10 protein-coding genes are annotated in these 17,741 nt (G+C 66.2%); 7 read left to right on the top strand and 3 right to left on the bottom strand.

The genetic code is table 11. The features are described 5' to 3' along the window. Positions 1-14: 14 nt before the first annotated feature. On the bottom strand, positions 15-1,979 hold the full coding sequence (locus tag GGQ87_RS00050) for a M61 family metallopeptidase (protein ID WP_245161381.1): 1,965 nt from the start codon (positions 1,977-1,979) through the stop codon (positions 15-17). A gap of 206 nt (positions 1,980-2,185) precedes the next feature. After that, positions 2,186-2,695: an FKBP-type peptidyl-prolyl cis-trans isomerase gene (locus GGQ87_RS00045; protein ID WP_168044701.1), complete on the bottom strand. Its 510-nt coding sequence runs from the start codon at positions 2,693-2,695 to the stop codon at positions 2,186-2,188. Between the two features lie 350 nt (positions 2,696-3,045). Between GGQ87_RS00045 and rpoB the strand changes: the two genes are divergently transcribed. Together rpoB and rpoC are read left to right on the top strand one after the other, a co-directional pair. Continuing rightward, the gene (gene rpoB, locus GGQ87_RS00040) at positions 3,046-7,161 is read left to right on the top strand and encodes a DNA-directed RNA polymerase subunit beta (protein ID WP_168044700.1); all 4,116 of its coding nucleotides are present in this window, start codon (positions 3,046-3,048) and stop codon (positions 7,159-7,161) included. A gap of 95 nt (positions 7,162-7,256) precedes the next feature. Further along, on the top strand, positions 7,257-11,453 hold the full coding sequence (rpoC, locus tag GGQ87_RS00035; protein ID WP_168044699.1) for a DNA-directed RNA polymerase subunit beta': 4,197 nt from the start codon (positions 7,257-7,259) through the stop codon (positions 11,451-11,453). A gap of 411 nt (positions 11,454-11,864) precedes the next feature. Here the strand turns inward: rpoC and GGQ87_RS00030 are convergent, their stop codons facing one another. Next, positions 11,865-12,644, bottom strand: a complete 780-nt coding sequence (locus GGQ87_RS00030) for a hypothetical protein (protein WP_168044698.1) — start codon at positions 12,642-12,644, stop codon at positions 11,865-11,867. 139 nt (positions 12,645-12,783) lie between these two features. Between GGQ87_RS00030 and GGQ87_RS00025 the strand changes: the two genes are divergently transcribed. The 5 genes from GGQ87_RS00025 to GGQ87_RS00005 all read left to right on the top strand — a co-directional run. Beyond that, complete coding sequence (locus tag GGQ87_RS00025; protein ID WP_168044697.1) at positions 12,784-13,755, top strand: energy transducer TonB; 972 nt, start codon at positions 12,784-12,786, stop codon at positions 13,753-13,755. A 269-nt stretch (positions 13,756-14,024) separates the two neighbouring features. Further along, positions 14,025-14,396 (top strand): 30S ribosomal protein S12, encoded by a 372-nt coding sequence (gene rpsL / locus GGQ87_RS00020; protein ID WP_056453566.1) that lies wholly within the window; start codon positions 14,025-14,027, stop codon positions 14,394-14,396. A gap of 78 nt (positions 14,397-14,474) precedes the next feature. Then, complete coding sequence (gene rpsG / locus GGQ87_RS00015; RefSeq protein ID WP_168044696.1) at positions 14,475-14,948, top strand: 30S ribosomal protein S7; 474 nt, start codon at positions 14,475-14,477, stop codon at positions 14,946-14,948. Between the two features lie 149 nt (positions 14,949-15,097). Beyond that, the gene (fusA, locus tag GGQ87_RS00010; protein ID WP_168044695.1) at positions 15,098-17,179 is read left to right on the top strand and encodes an elongation factor G; all 2,082 of its coding nucleotides are present in this window, start codon (positions 15,098-15,100) and stop codon (positions 17,177-17,179) included. A gap of 86 nt (positions 17,180-17,265) precedes the next feature. Further along, positions 17,266-17,741: GTP-binding protein (locus GGQ87_RS00005; protein WP_168044694.1), on the top strand; the 476-nt coding region annotated here is incomplete at its 3' end.

Here is a 17,741-nt window from a genome sequence, read left to right as displayed (position 1 = left end):
GGCGGCCCTCCGCATCAGCGACGCCGCGGCGAGAAGATGTCCCCGATCCGGTCAGGCGTGCCCTCGATCCGCTCCAGATGCGGGTAGCGCAGGCCGTCGTGATAGTCGAAGCGGATGGTGCGGAAGCGCTCGCCCCGCTTGAGCATCATCTCGATCGGCGTGGTCGATCCCTTGGCGGCGGTGATCGCCTCCGAAATCACCGACGGGCTGGCGGCGCGGCCGTTGACCGCGACGATCTCCCAGCCGGACGTCAGGCCCTGATCGAAGGCCAGCGAGCCCCAGCGCACGCCGGTGATGCGGTTCTGGGCGTTGGTCGAGATCCCCAGCGAATACTGGAAGTCGTTGCGGCCGAGCTCGCTGTAGAGGGTCTTCTGATAGTCCGAAGGCGTCTCGCGGTAGACAAGGCGGTATCCGCCCCGCTCGAGGCCGTCCAGCGGCGGGCGGGCGTCCGGGCCGGTGGCGTCGAGGCGCGTGCGCAGGAACTCCGCCCAGTCGCGCGGTTGCACCGAGTTCAACACGCCGGTGACGTCGTCGAAGGTGTAGGGCAGGGGATCCCAGCGACCGTCCTGCACGCCGAAGAAGCCCTTGGCGAAATCATCCAGCGACTTGCGGCCGTTCGTCTGCTCACGGATCCAGGTGTCGGCGTCGAGCCAGATCAGGGCGCCTTCGACGTAGTAGTCTTCGCTGCGCTGATAGCTGCCCCACGGCTGGGGCGCGCGCTGGGCGATGATCGGGTCGTTGGTCGTGTCCTGCATCGGACGCCATGCCCGGCCCGGCATGGTGCCGTAGTTGGCGGCCCACATGGCCATCGAATCCATCGCCTGCTGCTTGGTCAGCAGGCCCGAACGCGCCGCCAGCACCAGACCCCAGTACTGGTCCTGACCCTCGTAGACCCACAGCAGGCTGTTCTGCATCGGCTCGTTGAGGTTGGGCGTGAGCTGGTCGGCCGGGCGGCGGAACTTGCCGTCCCAGCTGTGGTCATACTCGTGGCTCAGCAGGTCGCGATCGCCCAGGTGCGTGTCCCACCCGGTGAAGAACTCCGGATCGGCGCTGTTCTCGGACGAACGGTGGTGCTCCAGCCCGATCCCGCCCAAACGGTCGGTGAGGGCCAGCAGGAAGTCGTAGTGGTTAAAGTGCCGTGCGCCGTGCAGGCGATCTGCCTGGGTGACCAGATTGCGCAGGATCTGGATCTGTTCGTCCGTGGCGTTCAGGCTCTCGGGCTTGTCGGCCACTATGTTCAGCCGCACCGGCGAGCGGCCGCCCGGATCGAGGTCGATCTGGCGGAAATATTTCCCGGCGAAGACCGGGCTGTCGACGAAATGCTCCAGCGTGATCGGGGCGAAGGTCGCGACGCCGTTCTGGAACGACTGGGTGTCCAGCGCGGTGCCGTATTTCCAGTCGGCCGGCAGGCGCAGCGTCGGCTGGAAGGTGATCTGGCGCGAGTAGTAGCCCGCGGGATAGAGCAGCGCCTTCTCCCACTGGATGTTCAGCATCTCGTCGGTGATGACCACCCGGCCCTGGCTGCCGTCGACCGGCGTCAGCCACTGGAACGAGGCTTCGACGGTGGTCGCGCCCGCCGGGACGGTGATCTGGAAGGCATCGGTGTTCACCGTGTTGCGTACCCACGGCAGACGCTGGCCGTTGGCGGTGAAGACGATGCTGGCCAGATCGTCGACCGGTCCGACCGGGCCGTGGTTGCCGGGCAGCCATTGCGGGAACAGCAGCACCATGGGGCCGGGGCCGGCGACCGGAATGGTCTGCTTCACCGAGACGATCCGGCGGTCGATGTCTGTCGCGTCCACGTCGATCGCAATGACGCCCGGATAGGCCACGTCGCGAGGCGCGGGGATCGGGGCGAGGGCGACGGGCAGGGCGGGCGTTCCGACCTGCGCCAGAGCCGGCGCCGCGCCGAGCAACAGCGCCGCTGCGCAGGTGGAGGCGACCAGGCGCGCAACGGGCGGACGGGCGAAACGCATCATCGGAGGCTCTCTGTCAGTGGGGGTCGACCGCAAGCTAGAGCGCCGCGACCGCTTGCCGGATTAAATCGCTGTCATCTTCGCGGTTCCGCTTCAGCGCCCGCGCTGTGCGGTTGAACGCCGAACGCGCGAGTTTCCGTCGCTGTTTTGTCCCGCTTTGTCCCTGACCTGTCTCCTCGACCGGGACACCTGCAGCAGGGACAAAAGCGTCAGGCCGCCGCCTTAACTTCCAGCAGTTCGACGGTGAACAGCAGCGTCGAGTTCGGCGGCAGTTCGTCCCCGCCCACCCAGCGCTCGCCGTAGCCGAGCGAGGCTGGGATCACGAACTCGAACTTCTCGCCCTCGCGCATCAGGCCGACGCCTTCAGTCCAGCCCTTGATCACCCGGTTGAGCGGGAACTCGGCCGGTTCATTGCGGGAATATGAGCTGTCGAACTCGCGTCCGTCGACGAAGGTCCCGCGGTAGTGGACCTTGACCGTATCCGTCGAGGCCGGCTGTCGGCCTTCCGGATGCGACGAGCCGATCCGGCGGTACTGCAGGCCTGAGGCAGTGGTGGTCCAGCCGTGGCCGTAGGCCTCGTTCCAGGTCAGGTACGCCGCATTGCCGGCGTTCCAGTTGTCCTGGGTCGACGACCCCGAAAAGTCGTACGGATTGGGCCCCGCCGTGGCGCAGGCGGAGAGGGTCAGGGCGGCGGCGGCCGCGAGCGCGATGCGTGTCATGCGGCGACGCTATTTTCACCGCCGCTGCAAAGCAATGGGGGCGGGAAGAGCCGGCGGCGCCTTGTGCGAAAAACCGGGCATCCGGTCTTTATTTCGCCGTCAAAGCGAGTATATCAGCGCGTTCCGCTAACTCCGTAAGAGATACGCGCGAAAGCGCCGAGGCCCGGTTTGTCGCCCTCCGACCGGTGCGAAGGCGCGCTCCTCCCCAAGGGAGCCCTACATTTCAGGTGTCCTGGGACCGCAAGGCCCGAGGGTGGACGCCGAAACCGATGGTCACGGGTCGCCGGAATGGCGGAGCCGTGGCTGCTGCATTGAGCGGGCTGCCCGGCCCGCCGCATTGGGAAGACAGAATGGCCAAGTCCAAAGCGGAACTCACCGTCAACGGTCAGTTCCTCACCGCCACCTCGTTCACCGGCAAGAAGCGCATCCGTCACTCGTTCGGACGCATTCCGGAAGCGGTGCAGATGCCGAACCTGATCGAGGTTCAGCGCGCCTCCTACGAGCAGTTCCTGCAGCGCGAGGTCCGCTCGGGCCCGCGCCGGGATCAGGGCATCGAGGCGGTGTTCAAGTCGGTCTTCCCGATCAAGGACTTCAACGAACGCGCCATCCTGGAATACGTCTCGTACGAGTTCGAGGACCCCAAATACGACGTCGAGGAATGCATCCAGCGCGACATGACCTATGCCGCGCCGCTGAAGGTCAAGCTGCGCCTGATCGTCTTTGAATCGGACGAGGAAACGGGCGCCCGCTCGGTCAAGGATATCAAGGAGCAGGACGTCTACATGGGCGACATCCCGCTCATGACGGACAAGGGCACCTTCATCGTCAACGGCACCGAGCGGGTCATCGTCTCGCAGATGCACCGGTCGCCGGGCGTCTTCTTCGATCACGACAAGGGCAAGACGCACAGCTCGGGCAAGCTGCTGTTCGCCGCTCGCGTGATCCCGTACCGCGGTTCGTGGCTCGACTTCGAGTTCGACGCCAAGGACATCGTCTACGTCCGTATCGACCGCCGTCGGAAGCTGCCGGCCTCGACCTTCCTCATGGGTCTGGGCATGGACGGCGAGGAAATCCTCAAGACCTTCTACGAGACCGTGCCTTACGAGAAGCGCGACGAAGGCTGGGTCACGCCGTACAAGGCCGAGCGCTGGCGCGGTGTGAAGCCGGAGTTCGATCTGGTCGACGCCGAGACCGGTGAAGTCATCGCCGCCGCCGGCACCAAGATCAGCGCCCGTCAGGCGAAGAAGCTGGGCGACACCACGACCTCGCTGTCACTGGCCGCCGACGCCCTGCTGGGCCGGTACCTGGCCGCCGACGCCGTCAACTACGAAACCGGCGAAATCTACGCCGAGGCCGGCGACGAGCTGGACCAGCCGACCATCGAACTGCTGGAAAGCCACGGCTTCACCACCATCGACGTGCTGGACATCGACCACGTCACGGTCGGCGCCTACATGCGCAACACCCTGCGCATCGACAAGAACACGGGCCGTGAGGACGCGCTGTTCGACGTCTACCGCGTCATGCGTCCGGGCGAGCCGCCGACCCCGGAAGCCGCCGAAGCCATGTTCAACTCGCTGTTCTTCGACAGCGAGCGCTACGACCTGTCGGCCGTCGGCCGGGTCAAGATGAACATGCGTCTGGAGACCCCCGAGGTGTCGGACGAGATCCGCGTGCTCCGCAAGGAAGACGTGCTGAAGGTGCTGCAGATCCTCGTCGGCCTGAAGGACGGCCAGGGCGAGATCGACGACATCGACAACCTCGGCAACCGCCGCGTCCGTTCGGTCGGCGAGCTGCTGGAGAACCAGTACCGCGTCGGCCTGCTGCGGATGGAGCGCGCCATCAAGGAGCGCATGTCCTCGGTCGATATCGACACCGTGATGCCGCACGACCTGATCAACGCCAAGCCGGCCGCCGCGGCCGTGCGCGAATTCTTCGGTTCGTCGCAGCTGTCGCAGTTCATGGACCAGACCAACCCGCTGTCGGAAATCACCCACAAGCGCCGTCTCTCGGCGCTTGGCCCGGGCGGTCTGACGCGTGAGCGCGCCGGCTTCGAAGTCCGCGACGTGCACCCGACCCACTACGGCCGGATCTGCCCGATCGAGACGCCGGAAGGCCCGAACATCGGCCTGATCAACTCGCTGGCCACCCACGCGCGCGTCAATAAATACGGCTTCATCGAGAGCCCGTACCGGCGCGTGAAGGACGGCAAGGCCACGGACGAGGTGGTCTACATCTCGGCCATGGAAGAGGCGAAATACACCATCGCCCAGGCCAACATCGAGCTGAAGAACGGCGAGATCGTCGAGGACCTGGTCCCCGGCCGGATCAACGGCGACTCCCAGCTGCTGACCAAGGCCGACGTCGACATGATGGACGTGTCGCCGAAACAGGTCGTTTCGGTCGCCGCCGCCCTGATCCCGTTCCTGGAAAACGACGACGCCAACCGCGCGCTCATGGGCGCCAACATGCAACGTCAGGCCGTGCCGCTGGTGCAGTCGGACGCGCCGCTGGTGGGCACCGGCATGGAAGCGGTCGTGGCCGTGGACTCTGGCGCCGTCGTGGTCGCCCGTCGTGACGGCGTCGTCGAGCAGATCGACGGCACCCGTATCGTCGTGCGGGCCACCAATGAGCAGGACGCCAGCCGTTCGGGCGTCGACATCTACCGCCTGTCGAAGTTCCAGCGCTCCAACCAGTCGACCTGCATCAACCAGCGCCCGATCGTGCGCGTGGGCGATGAAGTGAAGACCGGCGACGTCATCGCCGACGGCCCGTCCACGGACCTCGGTGAACTGGCGCTGGGCCGCAATGCCCTCGTCGCCTTCATGCCGTGGAATGGCTACAACTTCGAAGATTCGATCCTGATCTCCGAGCGCATCGTGCGCGACGACGTCTTCACCTCGATCCACATCGAGGAGTTCGAGGTCATGGCCCGCGACACCAAGCTGGGCCCGGAAGAGATCACCCGCGACATCCCGAACGTCGGCGAGGAAGCCCTGCGCAACCTCGACGAGGCCGGCATCGTGGCGATCGGCGCCGAAGTTCAGCCGGGCGACATCCTCTGCGGCAAGGTCACGCCGAAGGGCGAGAGCCCGATGACGCCGGAAGAGAAGCTGCTGCGCGCCATCTTCGGCGAGAAGGCTTCGGACGTCCGCGACACCAGCCTGCGTCTGCCCCCGGGCGTCGCCGGCACGATCGTCGACGTGCGCGTCTTCAACCGCCACGGCGTCGACAAGGACGAACGCGCGGTCGCCATCGAGCGCGCTGAAATCGAACGCCTCGGCAAGGACCGCGACGACGAGCTCAAGATCCTCGAGCGCAACGTCTATGGCCGTCTGAAGCCGCTGCTGATCGGCAAGAACGCCACCTCGGGTCCGAAGGGCCTGGGCCGTGGCGAAGTGACGGAGGCCAAGCTGGCCGACCTGTCGCGTGGCCTGTGGTGGCAGATCGCCCTCGACGACGAGAAGGCGATGGGCGAGCTCGAGGCCATGAAGAAGCAGTTCGAGGACGCCCGTAAGGCCCTTGACCGCCGCTTCGAGGACAAGGTCGAGAAGCTGCAGCGCGGCGACGAACTGCCCCCCGGCGTGATGAAGATGGTCAAGGTCTTCGTGGCCGTGAAGCGCAAGCTTCAGCCCGGCGACAAGATGGCCGGTCGGCACGGCAACAAGGGCGTCATCTCCAAGATCCTTCCGATCGAGGACATGCCGCACCTGGAAGACGGCACCACCGTCGACCTGGTTCTGAACCCGCTGGGCGTGCCGTCGCGCATGAACATCGGCCAGATCTTCGAAACCCACCTCGGCTGGGCCGCGGCTGGTCTCGGCAAGCAGATCCAGGGCCTGCTGGAAGCCTGGCAACAGGGCGGACAGAAGAAGGCGCTGGTCGACCATCTGGTCAGCATCTACGGACCCGAAACCCCGCTGCCGGACTCCGAAGAGGACCTGGTCGAGCTGGCCCGGAACCTGTCGAAGGGCGTGCCCTTCGCCACGCCGGTCTTCGATGGCGCGCACATCAACGACATCGAGGACCTGCTGGAGAAGGCGGGCCTGGACCGCACCGGCCAGTCGATCGTCTATGACGGTCAGACCGGCGAGCAGTTCAAGCGTCCGGTCACCGTCGGCTACATCTACATGCTGAAGCTGCACCACCTGGTGGACGACAAGATCCACGCCCGCTCGATCGGCCCGTACTCGCTGGTCACCCAGCAGCCGCTGGGCGGCAAGGCGCAGTTCGGCGGACAGCGGTTCGGCGAGATGGAGGTGTGGGCGCTCGAAGCCTACGGCGCGGCCTACACCCTGCAGGAAATGCTGACGGTGAAGTCCGACGACGTGGCCGGCCGTACCAAGGTCTACGAGGCGATCGTCCGTGGCGACGACAGCTTCGAGGCGGGCATTCCCGAGAGCTTCAACGTGCTCGTCAAGGAAATGCGCTCGCTGGGCCTGAACGTGGAGCTGGAGAACAGCTGACCGACCGAACAAACCCTCCTCGCGCAAGCGGGGAGGGACGGTCCCTCGCTCTCTCCACATGAAATTACGCGGGAAGCCCCGCAGAAGGAATCAAGATGAACCAGGAAGTCCTGAACATCTTCAACCCGGTCCCGGTCACCCCGACCTTCGACCAGATCAAGATCGCCCTGGCCTCGCCGGAGAAGATCCGTTCGTGGTCGTTCGGCGAGATCAAAAAGCCGGAAACCATCAACTACCGCACGTTCAAGCCCGAGCGTGACGGCCTGTTCTGCGCCCGTATCTTTGGCCCGACCAAGGACTACGAGTGCCTGTGCGGCAAGTACAAGCGCATGAAGTACAAGGGCATCATCTGCGAGAAGTGCGGCGTTGAGGTCACCCTGGCCCGCGTCCGGCGCGAGCGGATGGGCCACATCGAGCTGGCCGCTCCGGTCGCTCACATCTGGTTCCTGAAGTCGCTGCCGTCGCGCATCTCGCTGATGCTCGACATGGCGCTGAAGGACGTCGAGCGGGTCTTGTATTTCGAGAACTACATCGTCACCGAGCCGGGCCTGACCCCGCTGAAGCAGAACCAACTGCTGACGGAGGACGAGTTCTACCGCTACCAAGACGAGTACGGCGATGACGGCTTCACCGCCGAGATCGGCGCCGAGGCCGTGCGCAACCTGCTGATCGGCATCGATCTGCACGCCGAGGCCGAGAAGCACCGTGGCGAACTGGCCGACAGCCCGTCGGAAATGAAGGCCAAGAAGGCCTCCAAGCGCCTGAAGCTGATCGAGGCCTTCCTCGAGAGCGGCAACAAGCCCGAGTGGATGATCCTGACGGTCGTCCCGGTCATCCCGCCGGAGCTGCGTCCGCTGGTGCCGCTGGACGGCGGCCGCTTCGCGACCTCCGACCTGAACGACCTGTATCGCCGGGTCATCAACCGGAACAACCGCCTGAAGCGCCTGATCGAGCTGCGCGCGCCGGACATCATCATCCGCAACGAAAAGCGGATGCTGCAGGAATCCGTCGACGCCCTGTTTGACAACGGCCGCCGCGGCCGCGTCATCACGGGCGCCAACAAGCGCCCGCTGAAGTCGCTCGCCGACATGCTGAAGGGCAAGCAGGGCCGCTTCCGCCAGAACCTGCTCGGCAAGCGCGTCGACTATTCGGGCCGTTCGGTCATCACCGTGGGTCCCGAGCTGAAGCTGCACGAGTGCGGCCTGCCGAAGAAGATGGCTCTCGAGCTGTTCAAGCCGTTCATCTACGCGCGTCTGGACGCCAAGGGCCTGTCGGGCACCGTCAAACAGTCCAAGCGCATGGTCGAGCGCGAGCAGCCGCAGGTGTGGGATATCCTCGACGAGGTCATCCGTGAGCACCCGGTCCTGCTGAACCGCGCGCCGACGCTTCACCGTCTGGGCATCCAGGCGTTCGAGCCGAAGCTGATCGAGGGCAAGGCCATCCGCCTGCACCCGCTGGTCTGCACCGCCTTCAACGCCGACTTCGACGGCGACCAGATGGCCGTTCACGTCCCGCTGTCGCTTGAAGCGCAGCTGGAAGCGCGCGTCCTGATGATGTCGACGAACAACATCCTGTCGCCCGCCAACGGCAAGCCGATCATCGTGCCGTCGCAGGACATCGTGCTGGGCCTCTACTACCTCTCGCTGGTCAAGGAAGGCGAGAAGGGCGAGGGCAAGCTGTTCGCCAACATGGGCGAGATCGATGCGGCGCTCGACGCCGGCGTCGTGACCCTGCACACCAAGATCAAGGCCCGCTGGACCGAGATGAACGCCGCCGGCGAAGTCATCACCAAGGTGATCGACACGACCCCGGGCCGGATGAAGCTTGGCGCCCTGCTGCCGCACAACCCGAACATCGGCTACCGCCTGCTCGAGAAGAACCTGACCAAGAAGGAGATCGGCAACCTGATCGATCAGGTCTATCGCCACTGCGGTCAGAAGGCGACGGTCATCTTCGCCGACCAGATGATGCAGCTGGGCTTCCGCGAGGCGGCCAAGGCGGGCATTTCGTTCGGCAAGGACGACATCGTCATTCCGGCCGCCAAGGCCGGTCTGGTCGCCGACACCCGGACGCAGGTCGAGGAGTACGAGCAACAGTACGCCGACGGCCTGATCACCAAGGGCGAGAAATACAACAAGGTCGTCGACGCCTGGGCCAAGGCCACGGACAAGATCGCCGATGCGATGATGGGCGAGATCGCCCAGCCCCGCGTGCTGGCCAAGGGCCAGAACCCGGACATCAACTCGGTGTTCATGATGGCCAACTCCGGCGCCCGTGGTTCGCAGGCGCAGATGAAGCAGCTGGGCGGCATGCGAGGCCTGATGGCCAAGCCGTCGGGCGAGATCATCGAGACGCCGATCATCTCGAACTTCAAGGAAGGCCTGACCGTCCTCGAATACTTCAACTCCACCCACGGCGCCCGTAAGGGTCTGGCCGACACCGCGCTGAAGACCGCCAACTCCGGCTATCTGACGCGCCGTCTGGTCGACGTGGCGCAGGACTCGATCGTCACCGAGGACAACTGCGGCTCGACGCGGGGCATCACCCTGCGCGCCGTGGTCGAAGGCGGCGACGTGCTGGTCTCGCTGGGTCAACGGGTGCTGGGCCGTTATGCGGCCGAGGACATCCGGGAGCCGGGCGGCGACGCCGTGCTCTTCCCGGCGGACACCTACCTGCAAGAGGAAGAAGTCGAGGTCATCGACAACGCCGGCGTCCAGTCCATCAAGGTCCGTTCGGCCCTGACCTGTGAAGCCGAAGCCGGTATCTGCGCCTTCTGCTACGGGCGTGACCTGGCGCGTGGCACCAACGTCAACATCGGCGAAGCCGTCGGCGTCATCGCGGCGCAGTCGATCGGCGAGCCTGGCACCCAGCTGACGATGCGGACCTTCCACATCGGCGGCACGGCCCAGGTGGCGGAAACCTCGTTCTACGAGGCGACCAACCCCGGGATCGCCCGCATCACCGGCCCCACCGTCAAGGCGGCGCACGGCGATCTGGTGGCCATGAGCCGCAACGTCGTGGTGACTATCGTCGTCGACGGCAAGGACCGCGAGAGCCACAAGATCCCGTACGGCGCCCGTCTGCGGGTGGTCGAGGGATCTGACGTCAAGCGCAGCCAGCGTCTGGCGGAGTGGGACCCCTACACCTCTCCGATCCTGACCGAGGTCGGCGGTACGATCCGCTTCGAGGATCTGGTCGAGGGCTTGTCGGTCCGCGAGGAAACCGACGAAGCGACGGGCATCGCCCAGCGCGTCGTCTCCGACTGGCGCGCCAGCCCGCGCGGCGCGGACCTGCGTCCGGCCATGGGCGTCACCTCGGGCGACGCCTACGCCAAGCTGGCCTCGGGCTCCGACGCCCGTTACCTGCTGCCGGTGGGCGCGGTTCTGTCCGTGTCCAACGGCGACGTGGTCAAGCCGGGCGAGATCATCGCCCGCGTTCCGACCGAGGGCGCCAAGACCCGCGACATCACCGGCGGTCTGCCGCGGGTGGCCGAGCTGTTCGAAGCCCGTCGTCCGAAGGACTGCGCGGTCATCGCCGAGATGGACGGCCGCGTTGAATTCGGTCGCGACTACAAGAACAAGCGCCGCATCAAGATCACGCCCGAGCTCAATGCGGACGGCGTGCAGGGTGAAGCGGTCGAGTTCCTGATCCCGAAAGGCAAGCACATCTCCGTCCACGACGGCGATCTGATCCAGAAGGGCGACTACATCATCGACGGCAACCCGGATCCGCACGATCTGCTGCGCATCCAGGGCGTCGAGGCGCTGGCCGAGTACCTGGTCAACGAAGTGCAGGAGGTCTACCGACTGCAGGGCGTGCCGATCAACGACAAGCACATCGAGGTGATCGTTCGCCAGATGCTGCAGAAGGTCGAGGTCCTCGACTCGGGCGAGACCACCCTCATCCGTGGCGACACGGTCGAGGTGGCCGAGGCCGTGCTGGAGAACCAGAAGGTCGAGAAGCGTGGCGGCCGTCAGGCCATCACCCAGCCGGTCCTGCTGGGCATCACCAAGGCGTCGCTGCAGACCCGCAGCTTCATCTCGGCGGCGTCCTTCCAGGAGACCACCCGCGTCCTCACCGACGCTTCGGTCAACGGCAAGAAGGACACGCTGGAAGGCCTGAAGGAAAACGTCATCGTCGGCCGGCTGATCCCGGCGGGCACCGGCGCCTATCTGCGGGCGCTGCAGAAGGTGGCCAACGAACGCGACGCCGAACTGACGCAGGCGCGCGAAGACTCGATCGAGCCGCTCCCCGCCGATCTGGCGCTGGAACTGGAGAGCAGCGAAGGCTGATCTCCGGGTTCGGACTGAACTGAAGAGGGCGGCGCTGGAAACAGCGCCGCCTTTTTCGTGCGCGCGATGCGGCTTGCAACGATGTCCCGGAAGAGGCGGGCTCCGCCCTTTAAATCCGGGTAAAACCCAAAAATTGGAGTCCGTAGAGTCCGTAGAGTCGGTTTTGCTCGATGGCGGGCTGGCGGACGTGGAGGCCGCGCCTGTTGCGGCGCATGCGGAATTCGATTGTCAAAGACCGGCGGCGGAAACGAACGCGGGCATTATACGGCCGCCGGATAGCGTGCTCAGAAGATCGGCTTGAGAAAAGCCTATGCCACGGGAAAGACACGAGGTTTTCCGCGCTATCCGACTATAGATTCCCGGATTGTCAGCACAGCGTCACGGGCGCGGCGGCCGCCGGCCAGGGCCTCTCTACTCTTCCTCGATCTCGCGGACGCGGTCGCGTCGGGTGCGGACGTTGGCGGTCGAATCCGGCCGCAGGGCCGGGTCCAGATGCGCCCCCGCCACGCCCATGCCGAAGTTCGAGCCGGGTCCGTCCTGCGGCCCCACCACGCCGACGCCGCCCGCCAAAGGCTGCCGCCGGGCCTCGTAGGTCGCAAGCGCGCGCCGGCCCTCGCGGGCGAAGCGCGCGTCGCGTTCGGGATTGTTCGTGCCGTCGATCGGCGCGGCGGCCGCGGCGCGCGCGCCCAGTCGGTCGTCGCAGATCGCCTGCTCGGCCGCGCTCAGCAGCCGGGGGCTGGCGCAGCCGACCGGACTGACGCGCAGGCCTCGCGCGACCCGGTCGCCGGCGCTCTCGGGCCGCACCCGCCATGGAGCGGTCCCGACATCTGCGGGCGGGGCAGGGGCGCCCGGAGCGGCGAGGCGCGGCGCGGGCTGGTCTTCCTCGTCGTCAGGCTGCTGGAACGGGTTGGTCCGCAGGACGGGCGCGCCGGAGTTGGGCAGGGCCTGGGACGGCGTGTCCGGCAGGTCCGGCGGCGGGCGCACCCGCGCGACCTCGCCCTGCAGCAGGGGCCGCGGTTCGATCTCCAGATAGATGGTCTGCTCGACTGGCGGCGGAGGCGGGCCCAGTTCCATGGAGCGGAGACCGATCAGGCCGAGCACCAGGACGTGCAGGCCGACGGACAGGACCACGATCGCCGGCTTGCGCCAGCGTTCGGCCCCCGACGGCCAGACCAGCCTGAGCTCGCGCATCCTCCCTCCGTCCTCACGGCGACCAATGGAGGGGCCGAGCATGGCGGTATTGCGGCCTCTTCGGGTTGCACCGTTGACGCCCGGCTCGTTGGCCGTGCAATGGGCAGCGAGGCAGGCAGGGCAGGAACGGGGCGGGGTGATGATCGAGGCCATGTTTGCGGCGGCCATGACGCTTGCGGCCGCCGGGGGTGGTCAGCAGGTCGCGCCGCCCGTCGTGGAAAGACCCTTCCCGTCATTCGAAGGCCGCGCCAGCGTCACCATCGATTTCTGGTGCCGGTACGAAGCCGGCGGGGGCCGCCGGTGCGACGCGGCCGCACGGGATGGGTTCGATCTGCCCGAAGATGCGGGCCGATGGCTGGAAACCCGGACCGGACCGAGGCCCGATCTCGTCGGCACGGGGCTGCGCCGGCGCGTCGCGCTGGAATTCAAGCCCGGTGAGGCCCAGCCGACGGCGGTGCGCGACACGGACCGACATTGGGAGTTCTGGTGGCCTGAACTGACGGACCCGGTCTGGTCTATCCCGCTCGAAAGCCTCGATCCCTATCTGTCTTACCTGCCCGCCCCGCCCGAACGGCGGACCCTGATGACGGGCGAAATCCCGCTCCAGTGCGGCGTTCGGGCCGACGGCTATCTCGACCTCTGCATCTTCGAGCGACCGATCGAAGAAGAGATGGAAACGGTGATCGCCAACCGGGCCCGGGCGGTGGCGGCCAACGTCCGGCTCGAACCGGCGGCGGCGGACGGCTCCGCAAGCGCCGGGCGCTTCGTCCGCCTGAACATCGTCTTCGACGGGGGCGCCACGCTGGGGGCGGAGCCGGCCTCCGAAAATCCGGTCACCCTGTCCCAGCCCGATCCGGAGATGATGAGCCGGCTCTATCCGCCGGGAGCTCTCGAGGCGGGCGTCGAGGCGACCGTGACCCTCGAGTGCATCGCACAGGCGGCGACCGGGCCGCTGGAGAACTGCACGGTCATCGGGGAGGACCCCGGCGGCCGCGGATTCGGTCCACCCTCCGTCGCCATCGCCGAGACGCTCGTGACCTCGCCCTTCACCATCGAGGGCCGTCCCTATCGGCAGCTGGTGCGGCAACGCATCGTCTGGCGGCTGCACTGACCGCCAGGCTTGACCCCGCGCCCCTCCCGGCGTAGAAGCCGCCCACTTTCGAGGCGGGCGCGTCAGCGTTCATCGAGATCGTGACAATCGAACGACCGGGCTGTGCCCGCCGGAACGCCCGAAGCGCGCGTTCCGGCTTTTCTGTTTGTCGCGGTCCTTGCTCGAAACCAAACCCGGGGCGGCGCATCAGCGTCGTCCGAAAAGAAGGCTCACCGGGGCGCTCCGGCCGAAAGGCACACGCCCCCATCGATTGGAAGAACGAGTACTCGATGCCGACTATCAACCAGCTGATCCGCAAGCCGCGCGCCCCCAAGCCGGTCCGTAACAAGGTCCCGGCCCTGAAGGGCTGCCCGCAGCGCCGCGGCGTCTGCACCCGCGTCTATACGACGACCCCGAAGAAGCCGAACTCGGCGCTTCGTAAGGTCGCCAAGGTGCGTCTGACCACCGGCATCGAAGCCGTGTGCTACATCCCCGGCGAAGGCCACAATCTGCAGGAGCACTCGGTGGTCCTGATCCGCGGCGGCCGCGTCAAGGACTTGCCCGGCGTTCGCTACCACATCCTGCGCGGCGTGCTCGACACGCAAGGCGTCAAGGACCGCAAGCAGCGCCGTTCGCACTACGGCGCCAAGCGTCCGAAGTAAGCGAACCGCCCATTCCATTCGCCGGCGCCATTCTCCTTTTGGCCCGGCCGTCCGACACCGCTTTAGAAGGCCCAGCCCATGTCCCGTCGTCACCGCGCACAGAAGCGCGAAGTTCTGCCGGATCCCAAGTTCAAGGATCTGACCGTCACCAAGTTCATGAACTACGTCATGTACGAGGGCAAAAAGGCCGTCGCCGAAAACATCGTCTACGGTGCGTTCGACATCCTGGCCGACAAGAAGAAGGACCAGGAGCCCGTCGCGACCTTCCACACCGCGCTGGAAAACGTCGCTCCGGCGGTCGAAGTCCGTTCGCGCCGGGTCGGCGGCGCCACCTATCAGGTGCCGGTCGAGGTTCGCCCCGACCGCCGCAAGGCCCTCGCCATCCGCTGGCTGGTCAACGCCGCGCGCAAGCGTGGTGAGAACACCATGACGGAAAAGCTGGCCGCCGAGCTGCTGGACGCTTCGAACAACCGCGGCACCGCGGTCAAGAAGCGCGAAGACACCCACAAGATGGCCGAGGCCAACCGCGCCTTCAGCCACTACCGCTGGTAAACGCCTTCAAGGCGCCCACTTCGGCGCCTATCTAGTGACTATCCGGCGCGGGCGGTTTGAGCTAAATCGCCCGCGCCCGCTTATCCGAACATCGACGATCTCCCCGAGGGCGCCTGACGCGTCCTGAACTCACTTCAAGGCACGCTTTCATGGCCCGCACGCACAAGCTCGAGGACTACCGCAACTTCGGCATCATGGCCCACATCGACGCGGGCAAGACGACGACGACCGAGCGGATCCTGTATTACACCGGCAAGAACCATAAGATCGGCGAAGTCCACGACGGCGCCGCGACCATGGACTGGATGGACCAGGAGCAGGAGCGCGGCATCACGATCACGTCGGCCGCGACGACCGCCTTCTGGAAAGAAAAGCGCCTCAACATCATCGACACCCCCGGGCACGTGGACTTCACCATTGAAGTCGAGCGCTCGCTGCGCGTCCTCGACGGCGCCGTGACGGTGCTTGACGGCAACGCCGGCGTCGAGCCGCAGACCGAAACCGTCTGGCGTCAGGCCGACAAGTACAAGGTTCCGCGGATCGTCTTCGTCAACAAGATGGACAAGATCGGCGCCGACTTCGACGCCTCGGTTGAGTCCATCCGTGACCGCCTCGGCGCCAAGGCCGTGCCGATCCAGTTCCCGATCGGCGCCGAAAGCTCGCTGTCGGGCCTGGTCGACCTGGTCACCATGACCTCGGTCGTGTGGGACAACGACGCCCTGGGCGCCAACTTCACCGTCGGCGAGATTCCGGCCGACCTGATGGACAAGGCCGTGGCCGCCCGTCAGTACCTGATCGACAACGCCGTCGAACTCGACGACGAGGCGATGGAAGCCTACCTGGACGGTCAGGAGCCCTCGACCGAGGTGCTGAAGAAGTGCATCCGCAAGGCCGTGCTGACCGGCGCCTTCTATCCGATCCTGTGCGGCTCGGCCTTCAAGAACAAGGGCGTGCAGACGCTGCTGGACGCCGTCGTCGACTACCTGCCGTCGCCGATGGACATCCCGCCGACCCCGGGCATCGACTTCAAGACCGAAGAGCCGGTCGTGCGCCGCGCCTCGGACGACGAGCCCCTGTCGGTGCTCGCCTTCAAGATCATGGACGACCCCTTCGTCGGCTCCCTGACCTTCTGCCGCCTGTATTCCGGCAAGATGGAAACCGGCATGTCGCTGCTGAACTCCAGCCGTGACCGCAAGGAACGCGTCGGCCGGATGCTGCAGATGCACTCCAACAACCGCGAAGACATCAAGGAAGCCTACGCCGGCGATATCGTCGCCTTGGCCGGCCTCAAGGACACCCGCACCGGCGACACCCTGTGCGATCCCCTGAAGTCGCCCGTCATCCTCGAGAAGATGGAATTCCCGGCGCCGGTCATCGAGATCTCCGTCGAGCCCAAGACCAAGGCCGACCAGGAGAAGCTGGGCGTCGCCCTGGCCAAGCTGGCCTCGGAAGATCCCTCGTTCACCGTCTCGACCGATCACGAGTCGGGCCAGACCATCCTCAAGGGGATGGGCGAGCTTCACCTCGACATCAAGATCGACATCCTGCGCCGCACCTACAAGGTCGACGCCACGATCGGCGCGCCGCAGGTGGCCTATCGTGAATCGCTCGGCCGCAAGGTCGACATCGACTACACGCACAAGAAGCAGACCGGCGGTACGGGCCAGTTCGCCCGCGTCATGATCACCTTCGAGCCGGGTGAACCCGGCTCGGGCTTCGTGTTCGAGAACTCGATCGTCGGCGGCGCCGTGCCCAAGGAATACATCCCGGGCGTCCAGAAGGGCCTCGAGTCCATCAAGGACGGCGGCCTGCTGGCCGGCTTCCCGCTGATCGACTTCAAGGCGACCCTGACGGACGGCAAGTTCCACGACGTCGACTCCAGCGTGCTGGCGTTCGAAATCGCGGCCCGCGCCGCCTTCCGCGAACTGAAGGAAAAGGGCGCGCCCAAGCTGCTCGAGCCGATCATGGCGGTCGAGGTCGTGACCCCCGAGGACTACCTCGGTTCGGTCATCGGCGACCTGAATGGCCGTCGCGGCATGATCCAGGGTCAGGACATGCGCGGCAACGCCACCGTCGTGAACGCCTTCGTGCCGCTGGCCAACATGTTCGGCTATGTGAACACGCTGCGCGGCATGTCGCAGGGCCGCGCCGCCTTCACCATGCAGTACGACCACTACGAGCCGGTGCCGCAACACGTCGCCGACGAAGTGATCAAGAAGTATTCCGCTTAACCCAACCTGCTTTCGGCGGACCTATGGTCCGCCGGGGCCCCTGAAAATCTGGACAAGCCCCCTGTTCAGGGGACGGAGAGAAGAGAATGGCCAAGGAAAAGTTCGAACGTAACAAGCCGCACTGCAACATCGGCACGATCGGTCACGTTGACCACGGCAAGACGACGCTGACGGCGGCGATCACGATGACGCTGGCCAAGGCGGGCGGCGCCAAGGCGATGAACTACGCCGACATCGACGCGGCGCCGGAAGAGAAGGCGCGCGGCATCACGATCAACACGGCGCACGTGGAATATGAGACGGCGAACCGTCACTACGCCCACGTCGACTGCCCGGGCCACGCCGACTATGTGAAGAACATGATCACGGGCGCGGCGCAGATGGACGGCGCGATCCTGGTGGTTTCGGCCGCCGACGGCCCGATGCCGCAGACGCGCGAGCACATCCTGCTGGCCCGTCAGGTCGGCGTGCCGGCGCTGGTGGTGTTCATGAACAAGGTGGACCTGGTCGACGACGCCGAGCTGCTCGAGCTGGTCGAGATGGAAATCCGCGAGCTGCTCAG

The organism is Brevundimonas alba, assembly GCF_011927945.1.
Classification (GTDB): Bacteria; Pseudomonadota; Alphaproteobacteria; order Caulobacterales; family Caulobacteraceae; genus Brevundimonas; species Brevundimonas alba.
This window is presented reverse-complemented; position numbering and strand designations above follow the sequence as displayed.

Bases quoted from the DNA above. Each gene is read 5' to 3' on its own strand.
- GGQ87_RS00050 (WP_245161381.1), bottom strand. From the start codon at position 1,979: ATGATGCGTTTCGCCCGTCCGCCCGTTGCGCGCCTGGTCGCCTCCACC.
- GGQ87_RS00045 (WP_168044701.1), bottom strand. From the start codon at position 2,695: ATGACACGCATCGCGCTCGCGGCCGCCGCCGCCCTGACCCTCTCCGCC.
- rpoB (WP_168044700.1), top strand. From the start codon at position 3,046: ATGGCCAAGTCCAAAGCGGAACTCACCGTCAACGGTCAGTTCCTCACC.
- rpoC (WP_168044699.1), top strand. From the start codon at position 7,257: ATGAACCAGGAAGTCCTGAACATCTTCAACCCGGTCCCGGTCACCCCG.
- GGQ87_RS00030 (WP_168044698.1), bottom strand. From the start codon at position 12,644: ATGCGCGAGCTCAGGCTGGTCTGGCCGTCGGGGGCCGAACGCTGGCGC.
- GGQ87_RS00025 (WP_168044697.1), top strand. From the start codon at position 12,784: ATGATCGAGGCCATGTTTGCGGCGGCCATGACGCTTGCGGCCGCCGGG.
- rpsL (WP_056453566.1), top strand. From the start codon at position 14,025: ATGCCGACTATCAACCAGCTGATCCGCAAGCCGCGCGCCCCCAAGCCG.
- rpsG (WP_168044696.1), top strand. From the start codon at position 14,475: ATGTCCCGTCGTCACCGCGCACAGAAGCGCGAAGTTCTGCCGGATCCC.
- fusA (WP_168044695.1), top strand. From the start codon at position 15,098: ATGGCCCGCACGCACAAGCTCGAGGACTACCGCAACTTCGGCATCATG.